This window comes from Streptomyces sp. NPDC033136, from assembly GCF_055578235.1.
Window position 1 is genome coordinate 1 of the sequence record NZ_JBVIPD010000030.1, and the last position, 22,306, is coordinate 22,306.

Consider the following 22,306-nt stretch of genomic DNA (forward strand, 5'->3'; position numbering starts at 1 on the left):
CATTCCGAACCCGGAAGCTAAGCCTTACAGCGCCGATGGTACTGCAGGGGGGACCCTGTGGGAGAGTAGGACGCCGCCGAACAATTTTTGGGAAAACCCCCGCATCTTCGGATGCGGGGGTTTTCTGCGTTTTACGACGGCTGGACCAGCTTGGTGTCGTACGCCAGGATGACCGCCTGAATGCGGTCGCGGGAGCCGGTTTTGGCGAGGATGCGGCCCACGTGGGTTTTCACCGTCGACTCGGCCAGGTGGAGGCGGGTGGCTATCTCCGTGTTCGTCCAGCCCTGGCCGATGACCGTGAGGATTTCGCGTTCCCGGTCGGTCAGGGAAGCGAGGCGCGAGTCCTGCTGCGGCGTCTGCGCGGTGGAGTCGGTGGGCAGGTGGTGGACGTAGGCGTCGAGGAGGCGGCGGGTGAGGCTGGGGGCCACGACCGCGTCGCCCGTGGCGACCGCGCGGATGCCGGCCAGGAGTTCCTCGGGCTGGGCGTCCTTGACGAGGAAGCCGGAGGCTCCGGCGCGGAGTCCGGCGTAGGCGTACTCGTCCAGGTCGAAGGTCGTGACGATCAGGATGCGGGTGCGGTCGCCGGCGGCGGTGATGCGGCGGGTCGCCTCGATGCCGTCCAGGCCGGGCATGCGGATGTCCATGAGGACGACGTCGGGGTGGAGCTCGGCCGCCATGCGGACCGCTTCTCCACCGTTCGCCGCCTCGCCCACGACTGTCATGTCGTCCTGGCTCTCCAGGAGCATGCGGGAGCCGAAGCGCTGGAGGGGCTGGTCGTCGGCGATGAGGACCGTGGTCACTGCGGGGTTTCCTCCGGGAGGTGTAGGCGGACGCGCCAGCCCTGCTCGGGGTGCGGGCGGGGTCCGGCCTCAAGTGTGCCGCCGTACAGGGCGGTTCGCTCGCGCATTCCTGGTAGTCCACGACCATCAGGGGAGGGTCCGGGAGGGAGGCTGCCGTGACCTGTGTCCGTGATCGTGACCGTGACTGCGGCCTTGTCCTCGTAGGACAGGTCTATCTCCGCGGTGGCGTCGGGGCCGCCGTGTTTGAGGGTGTTGGTGAGGGCTTCCTGGATGACGCGATAGACGGTGAGCTGTCGGCCGGGGGGAAGTGTGTGGCTGCCGTGAGTGGTGGTGCTGACCGGGAGGCCGGCGGAGCGCACGCCGTCGAGGAGCTGGTCCAGGTCGGTGAGGCCGGGCTGGGGGGTCAGGTCGGCTTGCTGTCTCTCTTCCTCGCGGAGGACGTCGAGGAGGCGGCGGAGTTCGGTGAGGGCCTGGCGGCTGGTGGTGGCGATGGCGTCGAGGGCCTGGGCCGCGCGCTCGGGGGACTTGGCGGCCGCGTATCGGCCGCCGTCCGCGAGGCCGGTGATGACGGAGAGGTTGTGGCCGATGATGTCGTGCATCTCGCGGGCGATGCGGGCGCGTTCGGCGGCGGTGGCGAGCTGGGCCTGCTGGTCGCGTTCGGTCTCCAGGCGGCGGGCGCGGTCCTCCAGAGCCTCGGTGTGGTCGCGTCGGGTGCGGACGGTGACGCCGATGAGGGCGGCGACCGTGATGGACATCAGATGGGAGCCGATCTGCTGGTCCCAGCTGCCCTCCCCGTGGCGGACGGCCGACACCAGGACCGGGGCGATCACCAGGGCTGTGGCCCACCACAGGGTGCGCAGGGCCCGGCGCAGCGCGAGGTGGTAGATCAGGACCAGTTGGAGCAGGGCGGCCTGCAGGGCGGCGCCGGTCCAGGCGTTGACGAGGGCGAAGGGGACCATGGCGGCGAGGACCGCCCCTGGGTGGGTGCGGCGCCAGAGGAGGGGGACTGAGAGGCCCAGGCTCAAGGTGAGGAGGAGCCAGCCGGGGACGTCGAGGCTGTGGGCGTTGTGGCGCCAGCCGCCGCCGGCGTAGTCGATCAGGGCGGCCGTCACCCAGAAGCCGGTGAAGTGCAGGTCCCACAGCAGCGGGTGGCGTCGGTCGAGGGCGCGCACCCGGCCGGTGAGGCGGTGGGCGTATTCGGTGAGAGGCTCCGGTGTTCTGTCGTCCGTCACGGGGTCCATCGTGAGGGCTGCGATGCCGGGCGTCACACGTCTCGGCGGCGCAGGACCGAGGCCGCGACCGCGAGGACGGCAGTCGTCCACAGGAGCATGGCCAGGAGGGCGGCGCCCGGGGAAGCAGCCCCGGGCATGAGCTGGGCTGTGGTGAGGGCCTCCAGGGCCTTGCCCGGGAAGTAGCGGACGGCGTCGTCGGCCGGCGCGTACGGGAGCATGGCCAGGATCTCCGGGACGATCATGATGAGGCCGATGAAGGCGCCGATGGCCATCGGGACCGAGCGGACCAGGGCGCCGATGCCGAGGGCGAGGACGGCGAGGAGGGTGAGTCCGGCCGCGTTGCCCGCGAGGGCGCGCAGGACGCCCGGGTCGCCGAGGGCGGCCTCCTGGTCGGTTCCGGTGAGGAAGGACTGGGCCAGAGGGAAGGTCAGGAGGTTCGTCGCCAGGGTGAGGGGGAGGGCGACCGCGGCCAGGACGGCGGCCTTCGACCAGAGCACGGGCAGGCGGCGCGGGACGGCTGTCATCGTGGCCCGGATCTGGCCCGTGGAGTACTCGCCGGCGGTGGCCAGGATGCCCAGGACGCCCAGGTTGATCTGGGCGAACTGGGTGCCCAGGAGGACGAAGACCACCGTGTCCATCCCGCCTTCGCCGGAGCCGTCGTAGGCCGCGCCGAGGCCAGCGAGGGCGCGCAGGTGGTGGTAGGCGGTGCGGCCGGGGTGGACCGAGCGGGCCTCCAGCAGGGCGCCGACTCTGTGAGGGGCGCGGGGTGGGTCGCGTAGGAGCTTCCGGCCACGGTGGCGTGGCCGCGGGTGGGGGCGTCGAGGCCGAGGAGCATGCGCATCGTCGTTGACTTGCCGGCGCCGTTCGGGCCGAGGAAGCCGGTGACGGTGCCGGGGCGGACGGTGAAGGACAGGTCCGTGACGACCGTACGGTCGCCGTAACGTTTGGTGAGTTCGTGTGCTGTCAGCATGCTTCGATGCTCGGGCGCGCGGGGGCGGCAGACGTCGGACCGGCGGTGGTAATCGGGTGAGGGGTGTCGTACCCGGGTACTACCGTGGCCCGCATGAGCTATGTGATCCGGTCCGTCCGTGCTGATGAGTGGGCCGCGGCGAAGGAGCTGCGGCTCGCGGCGCTGCGGGACCCGGTGGCGCACCTCGCCTTCCTGGAGACGTACGAGGAGGCCGCGGCCAGGCCGGACTCCTTCTGGCAGGAGCGGACGGCGGGGGCCGCCGAAGGGGCGGACAAGGCTCAGCAGATCATCGCCGAGGCGCCGGACGGGCGGTGGGTGGGGACGCTGACCGTGCTCGTGGAGGAGCCCGGGACGACCGACTGGGCCGGGTTTCCGGTCGAGCGGAAGCAGGGGCACGTGGTCGCTGTGTTCGTACGGCCCGAGGAGCGCGGGAGCGGGCTGACCGAGGTGCTGTTCGACGCGGCCCTGGAGTGGGCGTGGGGGCGGGGGCTGGAGCGGGTGCGGCTCATCGTGCACGAGGAGAACGGGCGGGCGCAGCGGTTCTACCGCCGGGCCGGATTCGAGCCGAGTGGGCTGACCGTGCCGCTCGGGGACGCGGGGGAGCGGGAGCTGGAGTTCGTCCTCGAGCGGGAGTGAGCCCGGTTCAGGGCGGTGCCTCAGACCGGCAGTTCGTCGTGTGGCCAGCGGGCGCGGCCCTGTTCGCGGGACCGGAGCAGGGCCAGGGTCGGCATGCCCCGGTCCGCTCCGGTGGCCAGCAGCTCCGGGAGCTGGGAAAGCGGGGCCACGGCCGCGACGTCGTCCAGGACGAGCGTGAGTGGTGGGTCGAGGCGACCGGAGGATGACCGTTCGGCCATGTGCCGGCCGCGCTCGACCACGCTGGAGACGAGGGCCGTCAGGAAGGGCATCGCGCCCGGGTTGGTCCTGGGGTCCTCGATGGATTCACCCACCACATAAAGCGTTCCCCCTTCGTGGACGAAGGAATCCAAGGCGACGGCATCAGTTCGGTTGGGAGTGCACGCCTCCCGGATGTTGACCGTGGAGAGGGCCGCGAGGGCGCGGGTGTTCAACTGCTGGGCCATGTCGCGGCGCTCGGGGTGGGCCGTGAGGGCGCCCTCGAGTTCGCCCGCGGAGCCGGGGGCGGCCTTGGGGTTGGTGCGGAGGATGCGTACGGCGTCCTGGATCTGGTTGCCTTGGGACCAGCGGTGGAGGTGGCGGATGGTGCGGCCGTCGATGGCGGCGGCGTGCAGGTAGCTCCGCAGGAGGGTGGTGGCCGTGTCGCTGACCGCTTGGTCGAGTTTGGCGGTGGGGCGGACGGGGGTGAGGAGGGCGGTGGCTCTCCTGGTCGCTGTTTCCCTGTCCTCGCAGCCGGTGGTGGGGGACCAGTGGAGGCGGGACGGGGTGTCGCAGAGGTGGGCCGGGTCGTAGAGATGGGCGGGGCCCAGTTTGGCTCTGGCGTCCTTCGTCTCCTGCCACAGGGTGGCGTTGGAGGTGACGACCAGGGCTGGGCCCTCCGCGCCGCGTACCGCCTGGGTGGCGGTGGTCTGGCGGGACTCCCTGGGGGCTACGAGAACCTTTTCCCACCCGCTCACCCGTCCCGGGCCGAACAGGGAAGCGGGGGCTCCGGGCGCGGCCGCAGGGGTGGGGGCCAGGGGGGCGGGCGGTTCCGCCGGGTGCGGGGGCTCGGGGGCCGCGCGGCGGGTAATGGGGACGTCGTGCTGCGCCGCGGCGGGGGTGGGGGTGGCGGTGTGGGTGTGCTGCGCCGGCGTGGGGGTGGGGTGCTGCGCCGGTGTTGATACGTCGTGCTGCGCCGAGGCCGGTGTCGCATAGTGCGTCGGCGTGGGTGCGTCCTGGGGCGTGGCTGCGGGGGACTGGTGCTGTGCCGATGCCGGTACGTCGTGCTGCACCGGCTCCGGTGTCGTGTGCTGCGCCGGGCCCGGTGTCCCGTACTGCGCCGGGCCGGGGGCCCCGTACTGCGGTGGGGCCGGGGCCTCGTGGGGCGTGGGAGCGCCGGTCTCGTACGGGGCCTCTGCCCCCTTCCCGGCCGTCGCCGGCTTCTCCGCCCGGCGTCTCGCCCGGCCGGCCCTCCAGCGGGCCACCGTGCCGAGCACGAACATCGTCAGGACGAACAGGGCCATCAGCTGGCCGATGAACAGGCCCCAGAACAGGCCGTAGCCGGAGAGTTCGCCGGGGGGTGTGCCGGGCCAGGCGCCGGGGATGTCGTGGGGCTGGGCGATGAGGCCGCGCATGGCGAGGGGCGTGCGGGTGAAGGTGACGCCGGGCGGCCAGGAGCCGTGGGCGAGCCAGGCCGCGAGGCCGGTGGCCGTCCACACCAGCAGGGTCATGCCGAGGAGGAAGGCGAGTATGCCGACCAGCAGGCCGTCGGGGATGCCTCCGTGGGTGTCGCGCTGGATGCGGCGGTCGTCCGGTCTCACGCGTCCTCCCCCTCCCTCTACGCCACCGTCGATTCGGAGTCGCCCAGGTGGTGCTCCACGAAGGCCGCGGCCCGTTCCTCCGCCTCGAGTTCGGCGGCGCGCAGGGCGTCTTCCGCGAGGTCGGCGGAGGACTCGGTCATCGCGCGGTCGGTGAAGACCAGCGGGCGTTCTGTCTCCGTGACCAGGTGTTTGACGACCTGGACGTTGCCGTTGACGTCCCAGACGGCGATGCCGGGGGTGAGGGTCGGGATGATCTCCACGGCCCAGCGTGGCAGGCCCAGGACGCGGCCCGTCGCCCTCGCCTCGTCCGCCTTCTGGGCGTAGATCGTTCTCGTCGAGGCCATCTTCAGGATCGCCGCCGCCTCCTTCGCCGCCGCGCCGTCCACCACGTCCGACAGGTGGTGGACCACCGCCACGAACGACAGACCGAGCCGCCGGCCGAACTTCAGCAGGCGCTGGAACAGCTGCGCCACGAAGGGGCTGTTGATGATGTGCCAGGCCTCCTCGACCAGGAAGATGCGCTTCTTCCGGTCGGGGCGGATCCAGGTGTGCTCCAGCCAGACGCCGACGATCGCCATGAGGATGGGCATGGCGATGGAGTTGCGGTCGATGTGGGACAGGTCGAAGACGATGAGCGGCGCGTCGAGGTCGATGCCGACCGTGGTCGGGCCGTCGAACATGCCGCGCAGGTCGCCGTCGACCAGGCGGTCCAGGACCAGGGCGACGTCGAGGCCCCAGGCGCGTACGTCGTCTATGGCGACGTTCATCGCCTCGGCCGACTCGGGCTCGGGGTGCCGTAGCTGCTCGACGATGTCGGTGAGGACCGGCTGGCGGTCGACGATCGTCTCGGTGACGTAGGCGTGCGCGACCTTGAGCGCGAAGCCGGCGCGCTCGTCCAGGCCGTGTCCCATCGCGACCTCGATGATCGTGCGGAGCAGCGCGAGCTGGCCCGTGGTCGTGATCGCGGGGTCGAGCGGGTTGAGGCGGATGCCGTGGTCCAGGGCGGCCCTCGGGTCCAGGCGGATGGGAGTTATGCCCAGCTCCTGGGCGACGAGGTTCCATTCGCCCACCCCGTCCTCGCCCTGGGCGTCCAGGACGACGACCTGGCGGTCGCGGAAGCGGAGCTGGCGCAGGACGTACGTCTTCTCCAGCGCCGACTTGCCGTTGCCGGACTCGCCGAGCACCAGCCAGTGGGGGGCGGGGAGCTGCTGGCCGTAGAGCTGGAAGGGGTCGTAGATGTAGCCCTTTCCGGAGTACACCTCGCGGCCGATGATGACGCCGGAGTCGCCGAGGCCCGGGGCGGCGGTCGGGAGGTAGACCGCCTGGGCCTGGCCCGTGGACGTGCGCACCGGGAGCCGGGTCGTCTCGACCTTCCCGAAGAGGAAGGAGGTGAAGGCGTCGGTGAGGACGGACAGCGGGTCCCGCATAGGTCCTACCTCCGAATGCCGGTGGCGAAGGGAAGGGTGTTTACGAAGGCGCGGTGGTGCTCGCGGTCGCACCACTCCAGCTTCAGGTACGACTTTCCTGCCGAGGCCCTTATCGTCCGCTTGTCGCGGGCGAGGGCGTCGGGGGAGCGGGAGGAGACGGTGATGTAGCCGACGAGGTTGACGCCGGCCGCGCCGCTGGCGAGGTCCTCGCCGCGCTGGTCGAGCCGGGAGTTCGCTGCCACGTCGCGCGGGTCGAGGGTGCGGTTCATCTTGGCTGCGCGGGAGGCCTCGGCCTCGTCGTTGGTCTTCTCCGTCAGCATGCGCTCGATGGCGACCTCGGTGGGTTCGAGGTCCATCGTGACGGCGACGGTGCGGATGACGTCCGGGGTGTGGACGAGCAGCGGGGCGAGGAAGTTGACGCCGACGGGGGTCATCGGCCACTCCTTCACCCAGGCGGTGGCGTGGCACCAGGGGGCGCGGGTGGAGGACTCACGGGTCTTGGCCTGGAGGTAGGTGGGCTCCATGGCGTCCAGCTCGGCCGGCCAGGCATTGCGCTTCGTCATCGCCTGGATGTGGTCGATGGGGTGGTCCGGGTCGTACATGGAGTGGATCAGCGAGGACAGTCTGCCCTGGCCGAGCGGCTGCCGGACGCGGATGTCGGCCTCCTGCAGGCGCGAGCAGATGTCGGTCAGCTCGCGGGCCATGACGACGGCGAGTCCGGCGTCCCGGTCGACCTTGCCGCCGTGGGCGCGGGCGGCCCGGGCCATGGCGTTGGCCTCGGCGGCGAGGTCGCGGGTGTAGTGCATGCAGGCGACGAGGTAGGCGCGGTGCTGCTCGCTGCTGGTCGACACCATCGACTGGAGCTGGTCGTACGACTGCTGGAGCCACGGCGGTGCCTTGTCGTCGCCGCGGACGGCGACGTCCTTGGCGTGGGCGTCCGGGTCGGCGGGGAGGGTGCGGGCCAGCATCTGCAGGCGGGTGACGAAGCCGTCGCCGTTGGCCACGTGCTTGAGCAGCGTGCCGAAGCGGTCGACCAGGGCCTCCTGGTCCTCGCTGTCGCGCAGGCCGACGCCCGGGCCCTCGATCTCGATGGCGGCGGTGACGGTCTTGCGGTCGGCGTGCAGCAGGACGGCGATCTCGTCGGGCCCGAAGGGGGCGGCCAGCCAGGTGATGCGGCCGATGCCCGGGGGCGGGCCGACCTCGACCTCACGGCCGTCCAGCCGGATGCCGGCCTCGACGGCGGTGGAGCGGTAGGTGGTGCCCTGCTTGAGGGTCCGCTTGTAGCTGCGGTTGATCTCGAACCACTTGTAGAACGTGCGGTGCTTGTACGGCACGTACACCGCGGCCAGCGCCAGCATCGGGAACCCGGCGAGCAGCACGATGCGCAGGGACAGCACGGGGATGAGGAGGCCGCACATCATGCCGAGGAACGCGCCCACGACGATCAGGGCGATCTCGCCGGTCTCGCGGTTGCGGCCGATGATCGCGTTCGGCCGGGCGCGGCCGATCAGATACGTACGGCGGGGCGTGACCGGATGGGACACGTGGGAATCGGTCGTCAACGCCCTTCACCTCCCGTGCGGTTGGTGCTGCTGTTGCGGGTGTTGCTGGCATGGGGCGTGTTGACGGGGCTGCCCGAACGGGGTGCGGGTGCGGCGGAGGGGACAGATCCGCCGCCGCCGTTCGAGGTGCGCGCGCTGTGCGCGGCGACTCCGCCGGATGCGGGGTTGCTGGGGCGGGGGGCGGAGGACTGGCCGCCTCCGCCGTTGTTGTCGGCGCGGGAGCTGTGGGTCTTGATGCCCTGCGCGACCAGGGACGCCGGGGAGCTGATGACGGCCGCGGCCTTGCCCTCGGCGCCCTGCATGATGCGGTTGTTGCGGGAACCGGCGATCTCGTCGCCGAAGCCGGGGACGAAGCGGTAGATCATCGCGCTGGCGAAGATGGCGAGCAGGATGATGGCGAGGCCGGAGACGACGGCGGAGAAGGCGTCCGGTCCGTCGCCGGTGGAGAGCGCGCCGGCGAGGCCGAGGACGATGACGATGACCGGCTTGATGAGGATGACCGCGATCATGATGCCGGCCCAGCGGCGGACGTGGCCCCACAGGTTCTTGTCGACGAGGCCGGCGTAGACGACGGTGCCGAGCAGGGCGCCGACGTAGAGCAGGGCCGCGCGGATGACGAGTTCCAGCCACAGGACGCCGGCGGCGAGGATGCTGACCAGGGAGACGACGATCAGCATGATCGGGCCGCCGCCGATGTCCTCGCCCTTCTTGAGGGCCTCGGAGAACGTGCCGAAGAAGGCGTCGGTCTGGTCGCCGGTGGCTTTCGCGAGGACCTCGGTGATGCCGTCGGTCGCGGAGACGACGGTGTAGAGGATCAGGGGGGTGAAGGCGGAGGCCAGCACCGTCAGCCAGAGGAAGCCGATGGCTTCGGAGAGGGCGGTGGTGAGGGGGACGCCGCGCACCGCCCGCTTGGCCACGGCCAGGAGCCAGAGCAGGAGCGTGAGGATCGTCGACGCGGCGAAGACGACCGCGTACTGCTGGAGGAACTTGGGGTTCGTGAAGTCGACGTTCGCGGTCTCCTTCACGGCGTCGCTGAGCTTGTCGACGGTCCAGGAGGCGGCGTCGGCGCAGCCCTTCGCCAGGGAGGCGAGGGGGTCGAGGCTGGAGGTGGGGTCGAGACGGGAGGTGCCGCCGCCGGAGCGGCTGCCGGTGTCGGTGTCGCCTTGGCAGATCTCCAGGACCCGGCCGGAGAGCAGGGAGCAGTTGTCGTTGCTGGGGCTGGGGCTGGGCGACGGCGTGGGGGCCGCGACCGCCCGGGTGGCGAACAGGACCACGGCGGTCTGTACGGCGGTGAGGGTTGCTGCGACCTTCACTCCGCGGCGCGGGCTACCGGGCATACGTGAACCCTCCGAACTCCTCGACGGCCTTCGAGATGTCGTCCGACGTCGACACCCTGTTGTCGCCGTTGACCGGCGCGGGGCCCTCCTTCTGGGAGAAGCTGTCGACCTTCCAGTCGCCGTCGGTCCAGCGCAGCTGGAGGGTCATGGTGAACCAGTCGCTGGTGACCGGGTTCTCCGAGCGCTCCCCCGTCATCCCGTAGACGCCGGTGCACCAGACCTCGACGGTGGCGGAGCCGCCCCCGTAGTCGGTGACCTTGGTGCCGACCGGCATGGTGCGGGAGACGTACGTGCTGCCCTTCGGCGCGTCACCGTTCTCGTCCAGGCCGACCTTTTCCAGGAACCTCTTGTCGTAGACCCGGTCGAGGCTGCTCTCCAGCTCGGAGGCTCTGCCGGCGTCGAACACCTGACGGACGATCTCGGGCCGGCGCGCGGGCTTGAGGATGTCGGCCGAGACCAGCACCACGGCGTAGTTCGCCGCCGCGCTCTCCGCACCCTCCTGGTCCTGGGCGAAGCCCGTCGGGATACCGGCGGCCGACTTGGACTTGACGGGGCGTTGGCCGGAAGGAGCCGTCGCCGCCGATTCCGGCTTGGCGGCGGAGCCGCCCGTGGAGGAGTCCGACTCCCCTCCCCCGCGGTTCGCGAAGGCGATGGCCGCGATCAGGAGGACGACCACGCCCACCACCGTGACCAGGCTGCGGGACGACGATCGGCCGCGGCGGGGGGCACCGTAGGGGTCGGAGTCCGTGTCGGGCAGGCGGGTACGGGTCTGGCCCGTGCCGCCGTAGCCGCCGGAGGCCTCACGCTCGTCACCGAGACTCATGCCGCGTACGCCCCCTCGACGTCGTGCGGAAACACGTACTGCTCGTACGACGGTAGCGGTGCTGGTTCCCGCGCGGGCGCGGTGTGGTGACTCGACATCAGGGAAACGCAACCTCAGCCGGTGGGCACGACGGGCGGGTGGGATGGAGGGGGAGCCGGACGGTACCCGGCCGGGACGGACGGTGCCCGGCCTACACGGCCATGCCGTACACGATGGTGAACAGCGTCCCGAGTGAGCCGATGATGAAGACGCCCGTCAGGCCGGCGATGATGAGGCCCTTGCCCTGCTCCGCGCTGAAGGTGTCCCGCAGGGCGGTGGCACCGATGCGCTGCTTGGCAGCGCCCCAGATGGCGATGCCGAGGCAGATCAGGATGGCCACCGCCATCACGACCTCGATCATCACCTTCGCCTCGTTGCCCAGGCTGCCGAAGGGGCCCCAGTCCGGAGCGATCCCGCCGATGATGGTGTTGATGTCTCCCTTGTCGGCCGCAAAGAGCATGTAAGTCACCGCCCCTGTTGGGTAGTTCCGCACCCTCTGCGGACGTGCAGAGGTCAGGCCTCATTGTCGCCGACGATGACGCTGTCGTATGTCGACTTGGCGTCATTGATTGGCGGGTTTCGTACGAATACCTTGCCACCGTTCGGCGCCAGACCCTATGGAGGGCGACGAACGGTGCACGAAGGATCGTATGGTCACTCTGTGTATCACGGCAGGTCACGCCGGGCAATGAGGCCTGAGCGAAACCTGGGATGCGGTTCCGTCGTTGTGCCCTCCTGCGACCTTTCTCACCAATCCGAGCGGTTTCTGACGGCTGGTCGGGTGAGCGTCGCGCCGATGTTCCCGGGGTGAAGGCTACCGGGCACGGCGAAGGGGGCGGGGCTGGGTTGCCGGGGCCCGTACGTCCCCTGTCGCTCTTGGGACCTCGTGGCCCCGGGTGGTGTCCTCTCGGTGACGGTCCGTCACGAGTAGGAGGGGCGGCCGGTGAAGGCGTTGAGTCCCTGCGGGGTGCCCGGTGCCCTGCTGTTGCTGGCCATGACGTCGGTGACGCTCGTTCGGAGGCGTGAGGCTGGAGGGCGACTATCGGCGGTGGTGTGAGGCCGGTGGTAGTTGTAATGGACGTTCCAGACCGTGATCGCCCGGGCTCGCTCTTCCTCGGGGATCCACCGGCGGGCGTAGAGCAGCTCTTCGGCGAGGATGCGCTGGTAGCGCTCGACCTCGCCGTTGTGACGGGTCGTGTAGGGCTTGGTCCGCTGATGGCGGGAAGCCCGCGAGGTCACGGAGCGCGCGAGGACTGCGGCTCGGTAGTTGGTGTCGTTGTGGGTGACCACGCGCACGATCCTGTGGATGCCGTGGGCGGCGAAGAACGCGCGGGCGCGGCTGCAGAAAGCCACGGTGGTGGCGGCCTTCTCGTCGGGGAGGTGTTCGGTGTAGTCGTCTAGGTGGCCGCGACCACAGTGCGGAAGGGGACCGCGATAAGCAGGGTGATCGCAACCAGGAGCCCGCTTGCCCACAGCGGCCCGAGGTTCCCGACCGCAGTGCTGAGAGTGGTTGCGGCAATGAGGGGGCCGACGGCGGCGCCGACGTTGAGTGCCGCGGTCGCATACGACCCGGCCATGGTGGGGGCTTCCGCGGCCTCATAAAGAACCCGTGTGATCAGGGTGCTGCCCAGCGCGAACGACAGGGCGCCCTGCACGAACACGAGGGCGAACAGGGCGACCGGCTCGTTGGCCAGCACCGCCAGGGCCGACCAGCCGATGAGCAGCAACGGGCCGCCGACTGCGATGACCAGACCGGGGCGCTGGTCGGACAGCCGGCCGGCGACGGTGACCCCGGCGAAGGAACCGGCGCCGAAGAGCACAAGAACTACAGAGATCCACAACTCGCCCAGTCCAGCGGTGTCGGTGACGATGGGGGCGAGGAAGGTGAAGCTGCCGAACGTGGCTGCGTTCACCATCGCGCCGAGCAGCATCACCAGAATCAATGGCGGCTTTGTGAGCTGGGCGAGTTCCGCTTGCAGGGCTGGCCCGCCAGTCGCCTCTTGCTTCACACATCCTGCCGGGGATTGCCTTCAGGATGCCGAGAGCTGCAGGCAGGCAGAGAGCGGCAACGGCCCAGAATGTGGCCCGCCAGCCGAGCACCGCGCCGAGTACCGACCCACCAGGGACACCGGCGATCGTGGCCACCGTCGTGCCTGACAGCAGCACGGCAAGCGCACGTCCCTTCTTGTCGGGTGAAACCAGCGTGGCGGCAGCCGTCAGAGCGACGGCGAGGAACCCTGCGTTCGCGAGCGCGGCGACGACCCGGGCAGCGAACAGGACCGGGAAGCTGGTGGTGATGGTGCCCACGGCGTGAGCCGCCGCGAAAGTGAGGATGAACCCGAGAAGGCTGGAGCGCCTGGGCCAGTTGCGGGCAAGCGCGGCCACAAGGGGAGCGCCGACGACCAGCCGACCGCGAAGGCCGAGGTGAGCGTGCCTGCTGTCCCGACTGTGACGTCGAGATCTGAGGCGATGTACGGCAGGAGGCCGGCGAGCATGAACTCCGAGGTGCCCATGGCGAAGACCGCCATGGCAAGCTCGATGGTGAGGGGCGCCGAGGCCAGCGTGGATCATCTCGCCCGAGATCGCCCACGCCGTCACGGGCGTCGGCTCCTTCTTCGTCTACCCGAGTTCACCGAGACGGAGGGCGTCCCGTATCTCGCTGAGCTTCGCGGTCGTTGCCGGGGTACGCTCGTGCGCTTGTTCAGCGAGCCGGAGGGCGTCGTCAATCTCGCTGAGCTTCAGGGAGGACAGGACGGCCTCCCGCTCTATCAGGTCGGCCCGGGACACAGTGGTCAGCCACGTGCACGGGGTGAAGCCTGGACGCGGGAACGCGAGCCGCAGCACGCCTTCGAACGGCAGTCCTTCACCGGCGCCCACCATTACTTCGATGCCCAGACCGCTGATGTCGACGCCCGCCGGAGCAACGACCTGCATCACCCGGATCCCGGACGTGTCCTCTCCCGACAGCAGTACGACCAACCTCCGCTCGTCGAACTGAACCCACCAGACTTCGCCACGTTGCACAAGTCCTCCAAATACAGGACGGCAGGCAGACGCTGCGCGACCCTGACGCGCTGTGGAGACGGGCGCGGCCACCGTTGATCATCGGTGTGTGAAGACAAACTACGCACGAGGACACCAGTTGCGGGGGAGGTTGGTCGAACCCGGCCAGCGGTAGCCGTGGGTCGCCTCCTCCACCACCCGCGGCTGCACCGAGAGCGTCTGGATGACCAGCAGCGCCGAAGGCACCGGCTCCGGCTGCTCCGCCGCGCCCGCGCAGTCGTAGAGCTGAGGCAGGGCTTCGGCTACTGAGCCTCCTCCACGAAGTGGTCGAACTCGCCCGCCCGCACTCCGCGTGCGAAGGCGTCCCACTTGTGGCGGGTGGTGGTCACCACGGTGGCCGGGGCCCTGGTCTCGCGGAGGTAGACGGGGGTGTCACCGTCGTCTCCCTCGCCGAAGGCGATCTCGATCCAGGGGCCTGGGCCGGTTGCGTCCGGTGGGGCGGCGCGGGTCCAGGTGAGGTTCGGGGGGAGCTCAGCCATGGCGGGGCTCGTTCTTGAGGGCGGCGAGGAGGGCGCCGAGGGAGGCCGGGGTGGCGGTGAGTATCGCGCCTGTGGGGTCGCTGCTTTCGGTTATGTGGATGGCCTGGGGGCTCGCGGCCACGTGCACGCAGGAGTCCCCTGCTCCGCAGTAGGACGACTTCTGCCAGCTGAGTTCGGGCATCTCGTTCTTCCTCACAGGTCCTGGACGATGTTGTGGATGACGTCGCGCGACTTGGCGGGCGGGAGAGCGCGGGCTTCCAGTCGGTCGAGGAGCGTCCGGTACATCTGTAGTTGGGCCTCGGCGTCGAGGAACGTCGGTCCGTGGGACTGGTCCAGGTGGACCGTGTCGAGGTGAGGGACCGGCCCCCTCGAGTAGAAGATCGACTGGCCTGAGCCGGGGAAGGAGCCGACGCTGAACGGGAGCACCTTCAGGGTGACGTGTTCTCGTTCGCTCGTGTCCAGTACGTGCTGGAGCTGCGCCTTGGCCACGGTCGGGCCGCCGAACCGCATGCGCAGGGCCGCCTCGTGAATGACTGCCGTGTACGGGGTCGGAGGGTCCCGGAAGAGAACGGTCTGGCGTTTGATGCGGAACGACACGCGGTGCTCGACGTCCGGTGGGGAGAGCTCGGGCACGAGCTGGCGGAACAGCTCACGGGCGTGGTCGACGGTCTGCAACAGGCCTGGAATGTGAACGGTGACGGCCGCACGCAGGCTGACGGCGTGGTGTTCGAGCTCGGCCAGGTCGAGCAAGGCCGGGGGCAGGAGATCCCGGTACTCCTCCCACCAGCCGCGCTTGCGGTCGGAGGTCATGTCCGCGAGTGCCTCGATCAGGCTCCTGTCCGCGCACTTGTAGTGGCAGGCGATGGCGCGCACCCGCTCGGCGCTCACCCCCACGCGCCCGGCCTCCATGTTGCTGACCTGCGCTTGCTTGATTCCCAGGAGTTGACCAGCGTCGGTCGAGCTCAAACCCGCCCGCTCGCGCAGTTTCCGCAGCTCCGCGCCGAAGCGCAGTTGGCGACCCGTCGGGTTCCTCACGGGCTTGCCGCCTCCTTGACGTCACTCACATGGGTGGCAGTAAAGGGAATGCTTCGGATTCGGTAAATACCTTCACTGGGTGCCGCTACCTTACAACTGGGCCCACCGCCCGGAAGTGCCCCGCTCGACGGAGCGGCGTGGCCACTGGGCAACCGTACGCACGTTCGCCAACTCACCAAGCTAAACGGAGACTTCCGATGCCCACCGTATCCCCGCCCTGGGCCTACACCCTCCACCTCCCGCACGATCCACGCTCTCCGGGGATCGCCCGGGCGACCCTGCGTACGGTGCTCGCCGCCCGTGGGCTCGGTGAGCTCACGCCCACCGCGGAACTGCTGGCCGCCGAACTCCTCGCCAACGCCCACCGGCACACCGTCGGCCCTTACTCCCTCCGCATCCGCTCGGCGGAACCCGGCCGGCTCCGGGTGGGCGTGTGGGACAGCGACCCTCGGGTTCCGCCCGGCTTCTCCGCCGGTGGCGGCCCCGTGGCCGTGTCGCCGCCGCCCGACACCGCCGAGACCGGCCGCGGTCTGCACCTCGTACGGGCCTGCGCGGACGCGTGGGGCGCGTCCGTGCTGTGCGAGCTGGGTGAGTCGGCGGGCGGAAAGCTGCTGTGGGCCGAGTGCCGGTGACGTCGAAGACTCAGCAGCGGATCGGGAGGGGAACGCGGCGGGCGATCCGTGGCGCCCCTGTGCGCCGTCCGCTCCGGGCGTGCCCCCGTCGTGCCGCCCGTGCCCTGGCCTGTTCCTCCTTCCGCCCCCGACTCTCCTCTCCGTGATCATTCCCGAGTGCGGTGGCCGCCTCTACACTGACCAACGGACTCCTGGGCGACGAGGGGCGGTTGACGGTGCGTAAGGCGTGGATCGTGGCGGGCGTTGCGATCAGCTCCGCCCTGGCCTTCGTGATGCTGCTCGTCGTCGGGGTCTACGTCGTCGCCGGGAACCTGGTCAACGGGGTGGGCGGTGGGGTGAAAGCGCTGGCCAAGGGGTCGGTGCCCGCCGAGTACGCGCCCCTCGTGCAGAAGTGGGGCAACCTCTGCCCCGCCATCAGCCCGGCCCTGCTCGCCGCCCAGCTCTACCAGGAGAGCGGCTTCAACCCGAAGGCGCAGAGCCACGCCGCCGCGCAGGGCATAGCGCAGTTCATCCCCGGCACCTGGGCCGCCCACGGCGTCGACGGCGACGGTGACGGCGACCGTGACGTGTGGGACCCGAAGGACGCGATTCCCTCGGCCGCCTCCTACGACTGCGAACTCGCCTCGTACGTGAAGAAGGTTGGCGGGAATCCGACCGCGAACATGCTGGCCGCGTACAACGCGGGGGCGTACGCGGTGATCAAGTACGGAGGCGTGCCGCCGTACAGCGAGACCCAGAACTACGTGAAGAGGATCACGGCGCTCTCGGAGAGCTTCGCGGCGCCCGTCGGGCGCGTCGACCCCTCCGAGCAGGCCGCCGGCGCCATCGAGTACGCGCAGACGAAGCTCGGCACGCCCTACCTGTGGGGCGGCACCGGCACCGCTGAGCAGGGCGGACGCTTCGACTGCTCGGGACTGACCCAGGCCGCCTACGAGACCGTGGGCATCAAGCTCCCGCGCGTCGCCAACGACCAGTACAACGCCGGGCCGCACCCCGAGCGGGACGAACTGCTCCCCGGCGACCTCGTGTTCTTCTCGGACGACCTCACCAATTCCCGGGCCATCCGGCATGTCGGCATTTATGTCGGAGGCGGGTACATGATCGACGCGCCGCGGACGGGCGCGGTCATCCGGTTCGACCCGATCGACACCCCCGACTACTTCGGAGCCACCCGGGTCACCGAAGATGGCGCGAAAGCACTGCCCACGACGGTGTGAACCGAGCGTGAACCCACCCCCTGAGCTGCGAAGACGTATCTCTCTTCGATAACGTCTGCGTGATCATTTGGTGGAGTGTGGAACGTATCGACAGGGACCATGCGTTCCTTGTGACGTAGTCGAGCAGACGTCAGAAGGCATGTGTCACGCACACGTGCAGCGGAAGCGGATCTGCACACCACGGGGGTGGTGGTAGGAGCGGCGCACGCACGGGTGCGCCGGGAGAGCCGACGAAGGGGCCGAAGCACCATGGCTGGACTCGCCGATTCCGGGGCGGACCCCGACGTCGACCTGCTGTACGACATCAATGGCCTGGCCAAGGACGCGCCGGCCTGGTTCGACCGGGTCATGGAGTACGTCGGTGAGTACGGGCTGCTGCTCGCCATCGTCCTGCTCGTGGTGGGCTGCTGGTGGTCCGTGCGGCGGCGCGGGGACGAGGACGCGGCGTCCACCGTCGCGGCGCTGGCCTGGGCACCGCTGGCGGCGGGCATCGCCGTGCTGGTGAACGTGCCGATACGGGGATTCGTGGAGCGGCCCCGCCCGTTCCTCGATCACCAGGGGCTCGAGGTGCTCGTCCAGGGCAAGACCGACTACTCGTTCGTCAGCGACCACGCGACGCTCGTCATGGCGCTCGCGGTCGGGCTGTTCGTCGCCAACCGGAAGTTCGGGCTGGTCGGCCTGGTGCTGGCGCTGTTCGGCGGATTCATCCGCGTCTACATGGGCGTGCACTATCCGACGGACGTGATCGGCGGGTTCGCGCTGGGGACGGCTGTGGCGCTGCTGCTCTCGCCGCTCGCCATGGCCCTGCTGACGCCGGTGGTGAGGGCGATGGAGCGGTCGCCCCGGGTGGGGTGGCTCGTGCGGGCCGGAGGGCCGGCGCGCGAGGAGGACGGCACCGTGATTCCCGATTCCCGCACCGAGCGGGCGTCCCAGCGGGACCTCGCCGCGTAGGGAGCGGCACGAGCCCCCGCCGGAGGAGCCGGCTCTACAGGGCCTGGGGGTACGTGAAGAAGCGGTCGGGGTCGTACTGCTTCTTCAGCTTCGTCAGGCGGGCCGCCGCGTCCCCGTAGTACGCCGTGCGCCAGTTCGTCAGGGTCGGGTCCGTGTAGTTCTGGTACGCCGCGCCCGAGGCGTGGGGCCGCATGGCCCGGTGGGCGGAGGCGAGCCAGTCGCGGGCCGTGGAACCGCTCGTGCCCGCGCGCCAGGCGCCGATGTACTGGGCCAGCACGCGGGAACGGCGGTGGACGAAGGCCGTCGACGTGGGGGCGACCCGGTTGACCGCTCCGCCCAGGGCCGTGAGCGCGATGCTGCCCGTGCCGCCGCGGACCGAACCGATCTGGGACAGCAGGGTGCGGATGCCGGCCGTGGAGAGGGAACGGTCGAAGAAGTCCGACGCCGCCGCGTACGTCTCCCGGCCGAGCGCGCCCTCCGGGGAACGGCCCGGGGTCGAGCCGGGCAGGTGGCACTGTGCGTCCGTCGGGAACGAGGAGCAGCCCGCGTACACCTCCATCGACTCCTCGTACGAGCGGCGCTTCAGGGAGACGCCGCGGGCCGGGACGCCGACGCGGTCGGCGAGGCGGTCGACGGCGTTCTCCAGCTCGCCGTGGGTGCCGAGGGAGAAGGCGGCGACCGAGACGGTCGGGGTGCCGCCCGCGGCGTTCGCCAGGTGCAGGGACGACCAGATCTCGTCGGGCTGGGACGGGCCCCACTCCTGCCAGGCCCTCACCACCGCCGCCGCCTTCGACCAGGGCCACGACAGATACGCCGAGACGCCCTGCGGGGCCGGGTGGGTCGTGAAGTGCAGTTCCGTCACGACGCCGAAGTTGCCGTTCCCGCCGCCGCGCAGGGCCCAGAAGAGGTCCATGTTCTCACGGGCGTCGGCGGTGAGCTGCTTGCCGTCGGCGGTGATCAGGGTGGCCCGGGTGAGGCTGTCGCAGGTCAGGCCGTAGGCGCGGGAGACCATGCCGTGTCCGCCGCCGAGGGTGAGACCGGAGATGCCGACGGTGGGGCAGGAGCCGCCGGGGATCGTGACGCCCTTCGCGGCGAGGGCGCGGTAGACGTCGATGAGTTTGGCGCCCGCGCCGATCACGGCGGTGGTGCCGGAGGCCCGGACGCGGGCGAGTTCCGAGACGTCGATGACCAGACGGCCGGTGCCGGAGGACCAGCCGGCGTAGGAGTGGCCGCCGTTGCGGATCGCCACCTGGACGGTGTGGGCGCGGGCGTAGGCCAGGGCCGTGCGGATGTCGTCCGGGTGGGACACGTACGCCACCGCGGCGGGCTCGAGGGTGTCGAAGCGGGTGTTGTAGAGCTGCCGGGCCGCCGGCCAGTGGGTGTCGCCGGGGCGGACCAGGGGGCCGTCGAGGTCGCGGGCCAGGGCGGACCAGTCGGCGGCGGTGGTTCTCGTGGTGGTGGTGCGGGCGGTGGTGGCGGTGGTGGCGGTGGCCCCGGAGCCGGTGTCGGACCGCGTGCATCCGGTAGTGAGGGTGGACGCGGCCGCGGCGAGGGCCGCCGCGCCCGCGGTGAGGATCGTGCGGCGTTCCATGGGGCCTCCCGGTGGTTCCGTCGGGGGAGACGGGGTGGTGGGGACGGGGGTTCCATGGTGGGCGCGGCCGAGGCGGCGAGCCTCAGCCCGTCGTGTGGTTCTCCGCGTCCGTGCGCGCCTGGCTTCTCGCTCTTCTCGCCGGGCCCTGCCAGCCGCAGGTGCACCGCGCCATGCAGAAGCGGCCCTTCTCCAGTGTCGTCGTGCGGTGTTCCGGGAGGTTGAGGGGAGGTTCCAGCCCGTCCTGCTGCGCCACGGCGACAACGGTACCCAGGGCAGGGGAGGTGTTCGCAGGCCGGTGCGCCGTCGGTGGCGTGACGAGGGCACCTACCCGTCGTTAACCGGAACGACAGGGGGCCCGTGACGGACGTACCGGCTGGGGGTAGGCAGGCGATGACTGGGCGGCAGCGGGAACGGCGGCGCGGGCGGACGGGTGCGGTGTTCGTCGCGGCCGGGGTCATGGCCGGAGTGGGACTGGGGGCCGGAGGGTGTGCCGGCGGTGACGCCGCCGCCGGGGACTCCGGCGGCGGGGATCCGGTCGTCGTGCTGCACCGGGCCGCCGACCGGCTGGTGGACGCGGGGAGTTCCAAGGCCCGTACGTCGATGGAGATGGCCGCCGGCGGGACCCGGGTGACCATCCGGGGTGCGGGGGTGTACGACTACCGGAAGCGGATGGGGCGGCTGAAGGTGCTGCTGCCGCAGGACCCCGCGGGGGCCGCCGAGCGTCGGCCCATCAGCGAACTGCTCGCGCCGGGCGCGCTGTTCATGAAGAACCGGGGCGCCGGGGTGCCCCCGGACAAGTGGGTGCGGGTGGACACGCGGACCCTGTCCGACGGGAACCTCGTCACCGGCGGGGCCACCGATCCGTTCGCGGCGGCGGAGGTGCTGCTCGGGACGCGCACGGCGACCTATGTGGGCCGGACCGAGGTCGCGGGGACCGGGGTGCGGCACTACCGGGGGACGGCGGATCTCGGTGCCGCGGCCGGGCGGGCGTCGGAGGGCAACAGGGGATCCCTGCGCGCGGCGGCGAAGGGGTTCGCCACGGCCGAGGTGCCGTTCGACGCCTACCTCGACGACGAGGGGCGCATCCGCAAGGTCCGGCACCGCTTCAGCTTCCTGAACGGGCAGCAGAAGAACCCCGTAGCCGTCGCCTCGACCACGCTGCTCTACGATTTCGGGGCCTCGGTGCGCGTGCGGCTGCCGGACGCCGACGACATCTACGCGGGCAAGATCGCCGAGGAGTGACCGGCGTGAACTAGCCCGTCCGTGCCATGCGCGGTGTGTAGGCCGCTCCCTACTCTAGGAATCCGGTGACGGCAGAGACGAGGTGACGCACGTGGCTCCGGTCGGCGGTACGGCGGTTCAGGACCACGTGGCCCTCGCCGAGATCGAGCTGTGCGGAGAGCTGATCATCGCGGCCTCGGCGGCCCAGGAGCGGCTCAGCCTGGAGAGCATCGACGAGGTGCTGAAGGTGGCCGAGGAACGGGACGCCTCCGGGCGCTGACCGGGCACCGGGCCCCGGCTCACGTCCGCAGCATGCGGGCGATCGCCTGGGTCGCCTCCTTCACCTTCGCGTCGATCTCGTCACCGCCCTTGAGGGCGGCGTCGGCGACGCAGTGCCGCAGGTGCTCCTCCAGCAGTTGCAGGGCGAAGGACTGCAGGGCCTTGGTGGAGGCGGAGACCTGCGTGAGTATGTCGATGCAGTAGACGTCCTCGTCGACCATGCGCTGCAGGCCGCGGATCTGGCCCTCGATGCGGCGCAGGCGTTTGAGGTGTTCGTCCTTCTGCTTGTGGTACCCGTGCACGCCGTGGTCGTGGTCGGTCGCCACGTCCGCACCCGCGGTGCCGGGGGTGACATGTGCGACATCCGTCGTGTCGGTCACGTCCGTCATCGCGTCCTCCTGGAGGGCAGTGGGCCGACATATACCCCTAGTGGGTATATGGTACCGAACTTTGCGGGGTATACGGCCCTCGGACCGCCCCCGTGCTGACCACTGTTCATCATGGGCGACACTGGTGGGCGGCCCGATAGCCGTGGCCAGATGTTGCGCCTAGCATCAGCCTGACCGAAACCGAAGCACCCCGAGGACCCCACGTGCGCTTTCGTCTGACCCCCAGGGAGACGAGCTTCTACGACATGTTCGCCGCCTCCGCGGACAACATCGTCACGGGCTCGAAGCTCCTGATGGAACTGCTCGGGGCGGACACCGCCGGCCGGGCCGAGATCGCAGAGCGTATGCGGGCAGCGGAACACGCGGGTGACGACGCCACGCACGCGATCTTCCACCAGCTCAACTCCTCGTTCATCACGCCGTTCGACCGCGAGGACATCTACTCCCTCGCCTCGTCCCTCGACGACATCATGGACTTCATGGAGGAGGCCGTCGACCTGGTCGTCCTCTACAACATCGAGGAACTGCCCAAGGGCGTCGACCAGCAGATCGAGGTGCTGGCGCGCGCGGCCGAACTGACGGCCGAGGCGATGCCGCACCTGCGCACGATGGAGAACCTCACCGAGTACTGGATCGAGGTCAACCGGCTGGAGAACCAGGCCGACCAGATCCACCGCAAGCTGCTCGCGCACCTCTTCAACGGCAAGTACGACGCCATGGAGGTCCTCAAGCTGAAGCAGATCGTGGACGTGCTGGAGGAAGCGGCGGACGCGTTCGAGCACGTGGCGAACACGGTGGAGACCATCGCCGTCAAGGAGTCCTGAGCC

The 22,306-nt window shown here is 70.4% G+C and carries 23 protein-coding genes, 1 rRNA gene and 3 pseudogenes; 8 read left to right on the top strand and 19 right to left on the bottom strand.

The features are described from left to right. Positions 1-82, top strand: a 5S ribosomal RNA gene (gene rrf / locus ACZ5TL_RS35305); the annotation flags it as partial. Positions 83-131: 49 nt separating this feature from the next. Here the strand turns inward: rrf and ACZ5TL_RS35310 are convergent. From ACZ5TL_RS35310 to ACZ5TL_RS35320, 3 genes and pseudogenes are all read right to left on the bottom strand, one after another. Next, a complete protein-coding gene (locus ACZ5TL_RS35310) occupies positions 132-800 on the bottom strand; it encodes a response regulator (RefSeq protein ID WP_468594874.1) in 669 nt (222 codons plus the stop codon). Next, positions 797-2,041: a sensor histidine kinase gene (locus ACZ5TL_RS35315; protein ID WP_468594875.1), complete on the bottom strand. Its 1,245-nt coding sequence runs from the start codon at positions 2,039-2,041 to the stop codon at positions 797-799. The genes ACZ5TL_RS35310 and ACZ5TL_RS35315 overlap by 4 nt, the downstream gene beginning before the upstream one ends. Before the next feature lie 23 nt (positions 2,042-2,064). Next, positions 2,065-3,002: pseudogene (locus tag ACZ5TL_RS35320) on the bottom strand (ATP-binding cassette domain-containing protein). 93 nt (positions 3,003-3,095) lie between these two features. Here ACZ5TL_RS35320 and ACZ5TL_RS35325 point away from each other — a divergent pair. Continuing rightward, positions 3,096-3,638: a GNAT family N-acetyltransferase gene (locus ACZ5TL_RS35325; RefSeq protein WP_468594876.1), complete on the top strand. Its 543-nt coding sequence runs from the start codon at positions 3,096-3,098 to the stop codon at positions 3,636-3,638. Positions 3,639-3,658: 20 nt separating this feature from the next. Here ACZ5TL_RS35325 and ACZ5TL_RS35330 read toward each other — a convergent pair whose 3' ends face one another. The 13 genes and pseudogenes from ACZ5TL_RS35330 to ACZ5TL_RS35390 all read right to left on the bottom strand — a co-directional run bounded on the left by ACZ5TL_RS35330 (position 3,659) and on the right by ACZ5TL_RS35390 (position 15,199). Then, positions 3,659-5,434 carry a type IV secretory system conjugative DNA transfer family protein gene (locus ACZ5TL_RS35330; protein WP_468594877.1) on the bottom strand — a complete coding sequence of 592 codons (1,776 nt, stop codon included), beginning with the start codon at positions 5,432-5,434 and terminating at the stop codon, positions 3,659-3,661. 17 nt (positions 5,435-5,451) lie between these two features. Beyond that, positions 5,452-6,861, bottom strand: a complete 1,410-nt coding sequence (locus ACZ5TL_RS35335) for an ATP-binding protein (protein WP_468594878.1) — start codon at positions 6,859-6,861, stop codon at positions 5,452-5,454. 5 nt (positions 6,862-6,866) lie between these two features. Continuing rightward, on the bottom strand, positions 6,867-8,423 hold the full coding sequence (locus ACZ5TL_RS35340; protein WP_468594879.1) for an SCO6880 family protein: 1,557 nt from the start codon (positions 8,421-8,423) through the stop codon (positions 6,867-6,869). Continuing rightward, the gene (locus tag ACZ5TL_RS35345) at positions 8,420-9,760 is read right to left on the bottom strand and encodes a hypothetical protein (RefSeq protein WP_468594880.1); all 1,341 of its coding nucleotides are present in this window, start codon (positions 9,758-9,760) and stop codon (positions 8,420-8,422) included. The genes ACZ5TL_RS35340 and ACZ5TL_RS35345 overlap by 4 nt, the downstream gene beginning before the upstream one ends. Next, complete coding sequence (locus ACZ5TL_RS35350) at positions 9,750-10,583, bottom strand: DUF8175 domain-containg protein (RefSeq protein ID WP_468594881.1); 834 nt, start codon at positions 10,581-10,583, stop codon at positions 9,750-9,752. Before ACZ5TL_RS35350 ends, ACZ5TL_RS35345 begins: the two co-directional genes overlap by 11 nt. Before the next feature lie 190 nt (positions 10,584-10,773). Further along, positions 10,774-11,082 (bottom strand): hypothetical protein, encoded by a 309-nt coding sequence (locus tag ACZ5TL_RS35355; RefSeq protein ID WP_004000049.1) that lies wholly within the window; start codon positions 11,080-11,082, stop codon positions 10,774-10,776. 527 nt (positions 11,083-11,609) lie between these two features. Further along, a pseudogene (locus ACZ5TL_RS35360) lies at positions 11,610-12,014 on the bottom strand (integrase core domain-containing protein); the annotation flags it as partial. A 5-nt stretch (positions 12,015-12,019) separates the two neighbouring features. After that, a pseudogene (locus ACZ5TL_RS35365) lies at positions 12,020-13,150 on the bottom strand (Cmx/CmrA family chloramphenicol efflux MFS transporter). 91 nt (positions 13,151-13,241) lie between these two features. Next, positions 13,242-13,646, bottom strand: a complete 405-nt coding sequence (locus ACZ5TL_RS35370) for a type II toxin-antitoxin system PemK/MazF family toxin (RefSeq protein ID WP_468594882.1) — start codon at positions 13,644-13,646, stop codon at positions 13,242-13,244. Between the two features lie 99 nt (positions 13,647-13,745). Further along, on the bottom strand, positions 13,746-13,871 hold the full coding sequence (locus tag ACZ5TL_RS35375; protein ID WP_468594883.1) for a hypothetical protein: 126 nt from the start codon (positions 13,869-13,871) through the stop codon (positions 13,746-13,748). Positions 13,872-13,927: 56 nt separating this feature from the next. Next, the gene (locus ACZ5TL_RS35380; protein ID WP_468594884.1) at positions 13,928-14,164 is read right to left on the bottom strand and encodes a DUF397 domain-containing protein; all 237 of its coding nucleotides are present in this window, start codon (positions 14,162-14,164) and stop codon (positions 13,928-13,930) included. Then, complete coding sequence (locus ACZ5TL_RS35385; RefSeq protein ID WP_468594885.1) at positions 14,157-14,345, bottom strand: DUF397 domain-containing protein; 189 nt, start codon at positions 14,343-14,345, stop codon at positions 14,157-14,159. Before ACZ5TL_RS35385 ends, ACZ5TL_RS35380 begins: the two co-directional genes overlap by 8 nt. 11 nt (positions 14,346-14,356) lie before the next feature. After that, on the bottom strand, positions 14,357-15,199 hold the full coding sequence (locus tag ACZ5TL_RS35390; RefSeq protein WP_468594886.1) for a helix-turn-helix domain-containing protein: 843 nt from the start codon (positions 15,197-15,199) through the stop codon (positions 14,357-14,359). 197 nt (positions 15,200-15,396) lie between these two features. Here ACZ5TL_RS35390 and ACZ5TL_RS35395 point away from each other — a divergent pair, with 197 nt between their 5' ends. The 3 genes from ACZ5TL_RS35395 to ACZ5TL_RS35405 all read left to right on the top strand — a co-directional run bounded on the left by ACZ5TL_RS35395 (position 15,397) and on the right by ACZ5TL_RS35405 (position 17,999). Continuing rightward, positions 15,397-15,831: an ATP-binding protein gene (locus ACZ5TL_RS35395; protein ID WP_468594887.1), complete on the top strand. Its 435-nt coding sequence runs from the start codon at positions 15,397-15,399 to the stop codon at positions 15,829-15,831. Between the two features lie 215 nt (positions 15,832-16,046). Beyond that, positions 16,047-17,048 carry a bifunctional lytic transglycosylase/C40 family peptidase gene (locus tag ACZ5TL_RS35400; RefSeq protein ID WP_468594953.1) on the top strand — a complete coding sequence of 334 codons (1,002 nt, stop codon included), beginning with the start codon at positions 16,047-16,049 and terminating at the stop codon, positions 17,046-17,048. A 249-nt stretch (positions 17,049-17,297) separates the two neighbouring features. Further along, entirely contained in the window at positions 17,298-17,999 is a 702-nt protein-coding gene (locus tag ACZ5TL_RS35405) for a phosphatase PAP2 family protein (protein ID WP_468594888.1), read from the top strand. Between the two features lie 34 nt (positions 18,000-18,033). Here the strand turns inward: ACZ5TL_RS35405 and ACZ5TL_RS35410 are convergent, their stop codons facing one another. After that, the gene (locus ACZ5TL_RS35410) at positions 18,034-19,590 is read right to left on the bottom strand and encodes an FAD-binding oxidoreductase (protein ID WP_468594889.1); all 1,557 of its coding nucleotides are present in this window, start codon (positions 19,588-19,590) and stop codon (positions 18,034-18,036) included. 82 nt (positions 19,591-19,672) lie between these two features. Next, a complete protein-coding gene (locus ACZ5TL_RS35415; protein WP_468594890.1) occupies positions 19,673-19,843 on the bottom strand; it encodes a hypothetical protein in 171 nt (56 codons plus the stop codon). A gap of 137 nt (positions 19,844-19,980) precedes the next feature. On the opposite strand from ACZ5TL_RS35415, the gene ACZ5TL_RS35420 reads away from it, so the two are divergent. After that, positions 19,981-20,832 carry an SCO4651 family lipoprotein gene (locus ACZ5TL_RS35420; RefSeq protein ID WP_468594891.1) on the top strand — a complete coding sequence of 284 codons (852 nt, stop codon included), beginning with the start codon at positions 19,981-19,983 and terminating at the stop codon, positions 20,830-20,832. A gap of 91 nt (positions 20,833-20,923) precedes the next feature. Further along, entirely contained in the window at positions 20,924-21,091 is a 168-nt protein-coding gene (locus ACZ5TL_RS35425; protein ID WP_468594956.1) for a hypothetical protein, read from the top strand. Between the two features lie 19 nt (positions 21,092-21,110). On the opposite strand, the gene ACZ5TL_RS35430 is transcribed toward ACZ5TL_RS35425, so the two are convergent. After that, positions 21,111-21,479: a metal-sensitive transcriptional regulator gene (locus tag ACZ5TL_RS35430; protein WP_468594892.1), complete on the bottom strand. Its 369-nt coding sequence runs from the start codon at positions 21,477-21,479 to the stop codon at positions 21,111-21,113. 203 nt (positions 21,480-21,682) lie between these two features. Here ACZ5TL_RS35430 and ACZ5TL_RS35435 point away from each other — a divergent pair, with 203 nt between their 5' ends. Beyond that, positions 21,683-22,303, top strand: coding sequence for a DUF47 domain-containing protein (locus ACZ5TL_RS35435; protein WP_468594893.1), 621 nt, complete (start codon positions 21,683-21,685; stop codon positions 22,301-22,303). Positions 22,304-22,306 lie beyond the last annotated feature (3 nt).

Bases quoted from the DNA above. Each gene is read 5' to 3' on its own strand.
- ACZ5TL_RS35420 (WP_468594891.1), top strand. From the start codon at position 19,981: ATGACTGGGCGGCAGCGGGAACGGCGGCGCGGGCGGACGGGTGCGGTG.
- ACZ5TL_RS35430 (WP_468594892.1), bottom strand. From the start codon at position 21,479: ATGACGGACGTGACCGACACGACGGATGTCGCACATGTCACCCCCGGC.
- ACZ5TL_RS35335 (WP_468594878.1), bottom strand. From the start codon at position 6,861: ATGCGGGACCCGCTGTCCGTCCTCACCGACGCCTTCACCTCCTTCCTC.
- ACZ5TL_RS35355 (WP_004000049.1), bottom strand. From the start codon at position 11,082: ATGCTCTTTGCGGCCGACAAGGGAGACATCAACACCATCATCGGCGGG.
- ACZ5TL_RS35410 (WP_468594889.1), bottom strand. From the start codon at position 19,590: ATGGAACGCCGCACGATCCTCACCGCGGGCGCGGCGGCCCTCGCCGCG.
- ACZ5TL_RS35325 (WP_468594876.1), top strand. From the start codon at position 3,096: ATGAGCTATGTGATCCGGTCCGTCCGTGCTGATGAGTGGGCCGCGGCG.
- ACZ5TL_RS35380 (WP_468594884.1), bottom strand. From the start codon at position 14,164: ATGGCTGAGCTCCCCCCGAACCTCACCTGGACCCGCGCCGCCCCACCG.
- ACZ5TL_RS35405 (WP_468594888.1), top strand. From the start codon at position 17,298: ATGGCTGGACTCGCCGATTCCGGGGCGGACCCCGACGTCGACCTGCTG.
- ACZ5TL_RS35395 (WP_468594887.1), top strand. From the start codon at position 15,397: ATGCCCACCGTATCCCCGCCCTGGGCCTACACCCTCCACCTCCCGCAC.
- ACZ5TL_RS35345 (WP_468594880.1), bottom strand. From the start codon at position 9,760: ATGCCCGGTAGCCCGCGCCGCGGAGTGAAGGTCGCAGCAACCCTCACC.
- ACZ5TL_RS35385 (WP_468594885.1), bottom strand. From the start codon at position 14,345: ATGCCCGAACTCAGCTGGCAGAAGTCGTCCTACTGCGGAGCAGGGGAC.
- ACZ5TL_RS35350 (WP_468594881.1), bottom strand. From the start codon at position 10,583: ATGAGTCTCGGTGACGAGCGTGAGGCCTCCGGCGGCTACGGCGGCACG.
- ACZ5TL_RS35315 (WP_468594875.1), bottom strand. From the start codon at position 2,041: ATGGACCCCGTGACGGACGACAGAACACCGGAGCCTCTCACCGAATAC.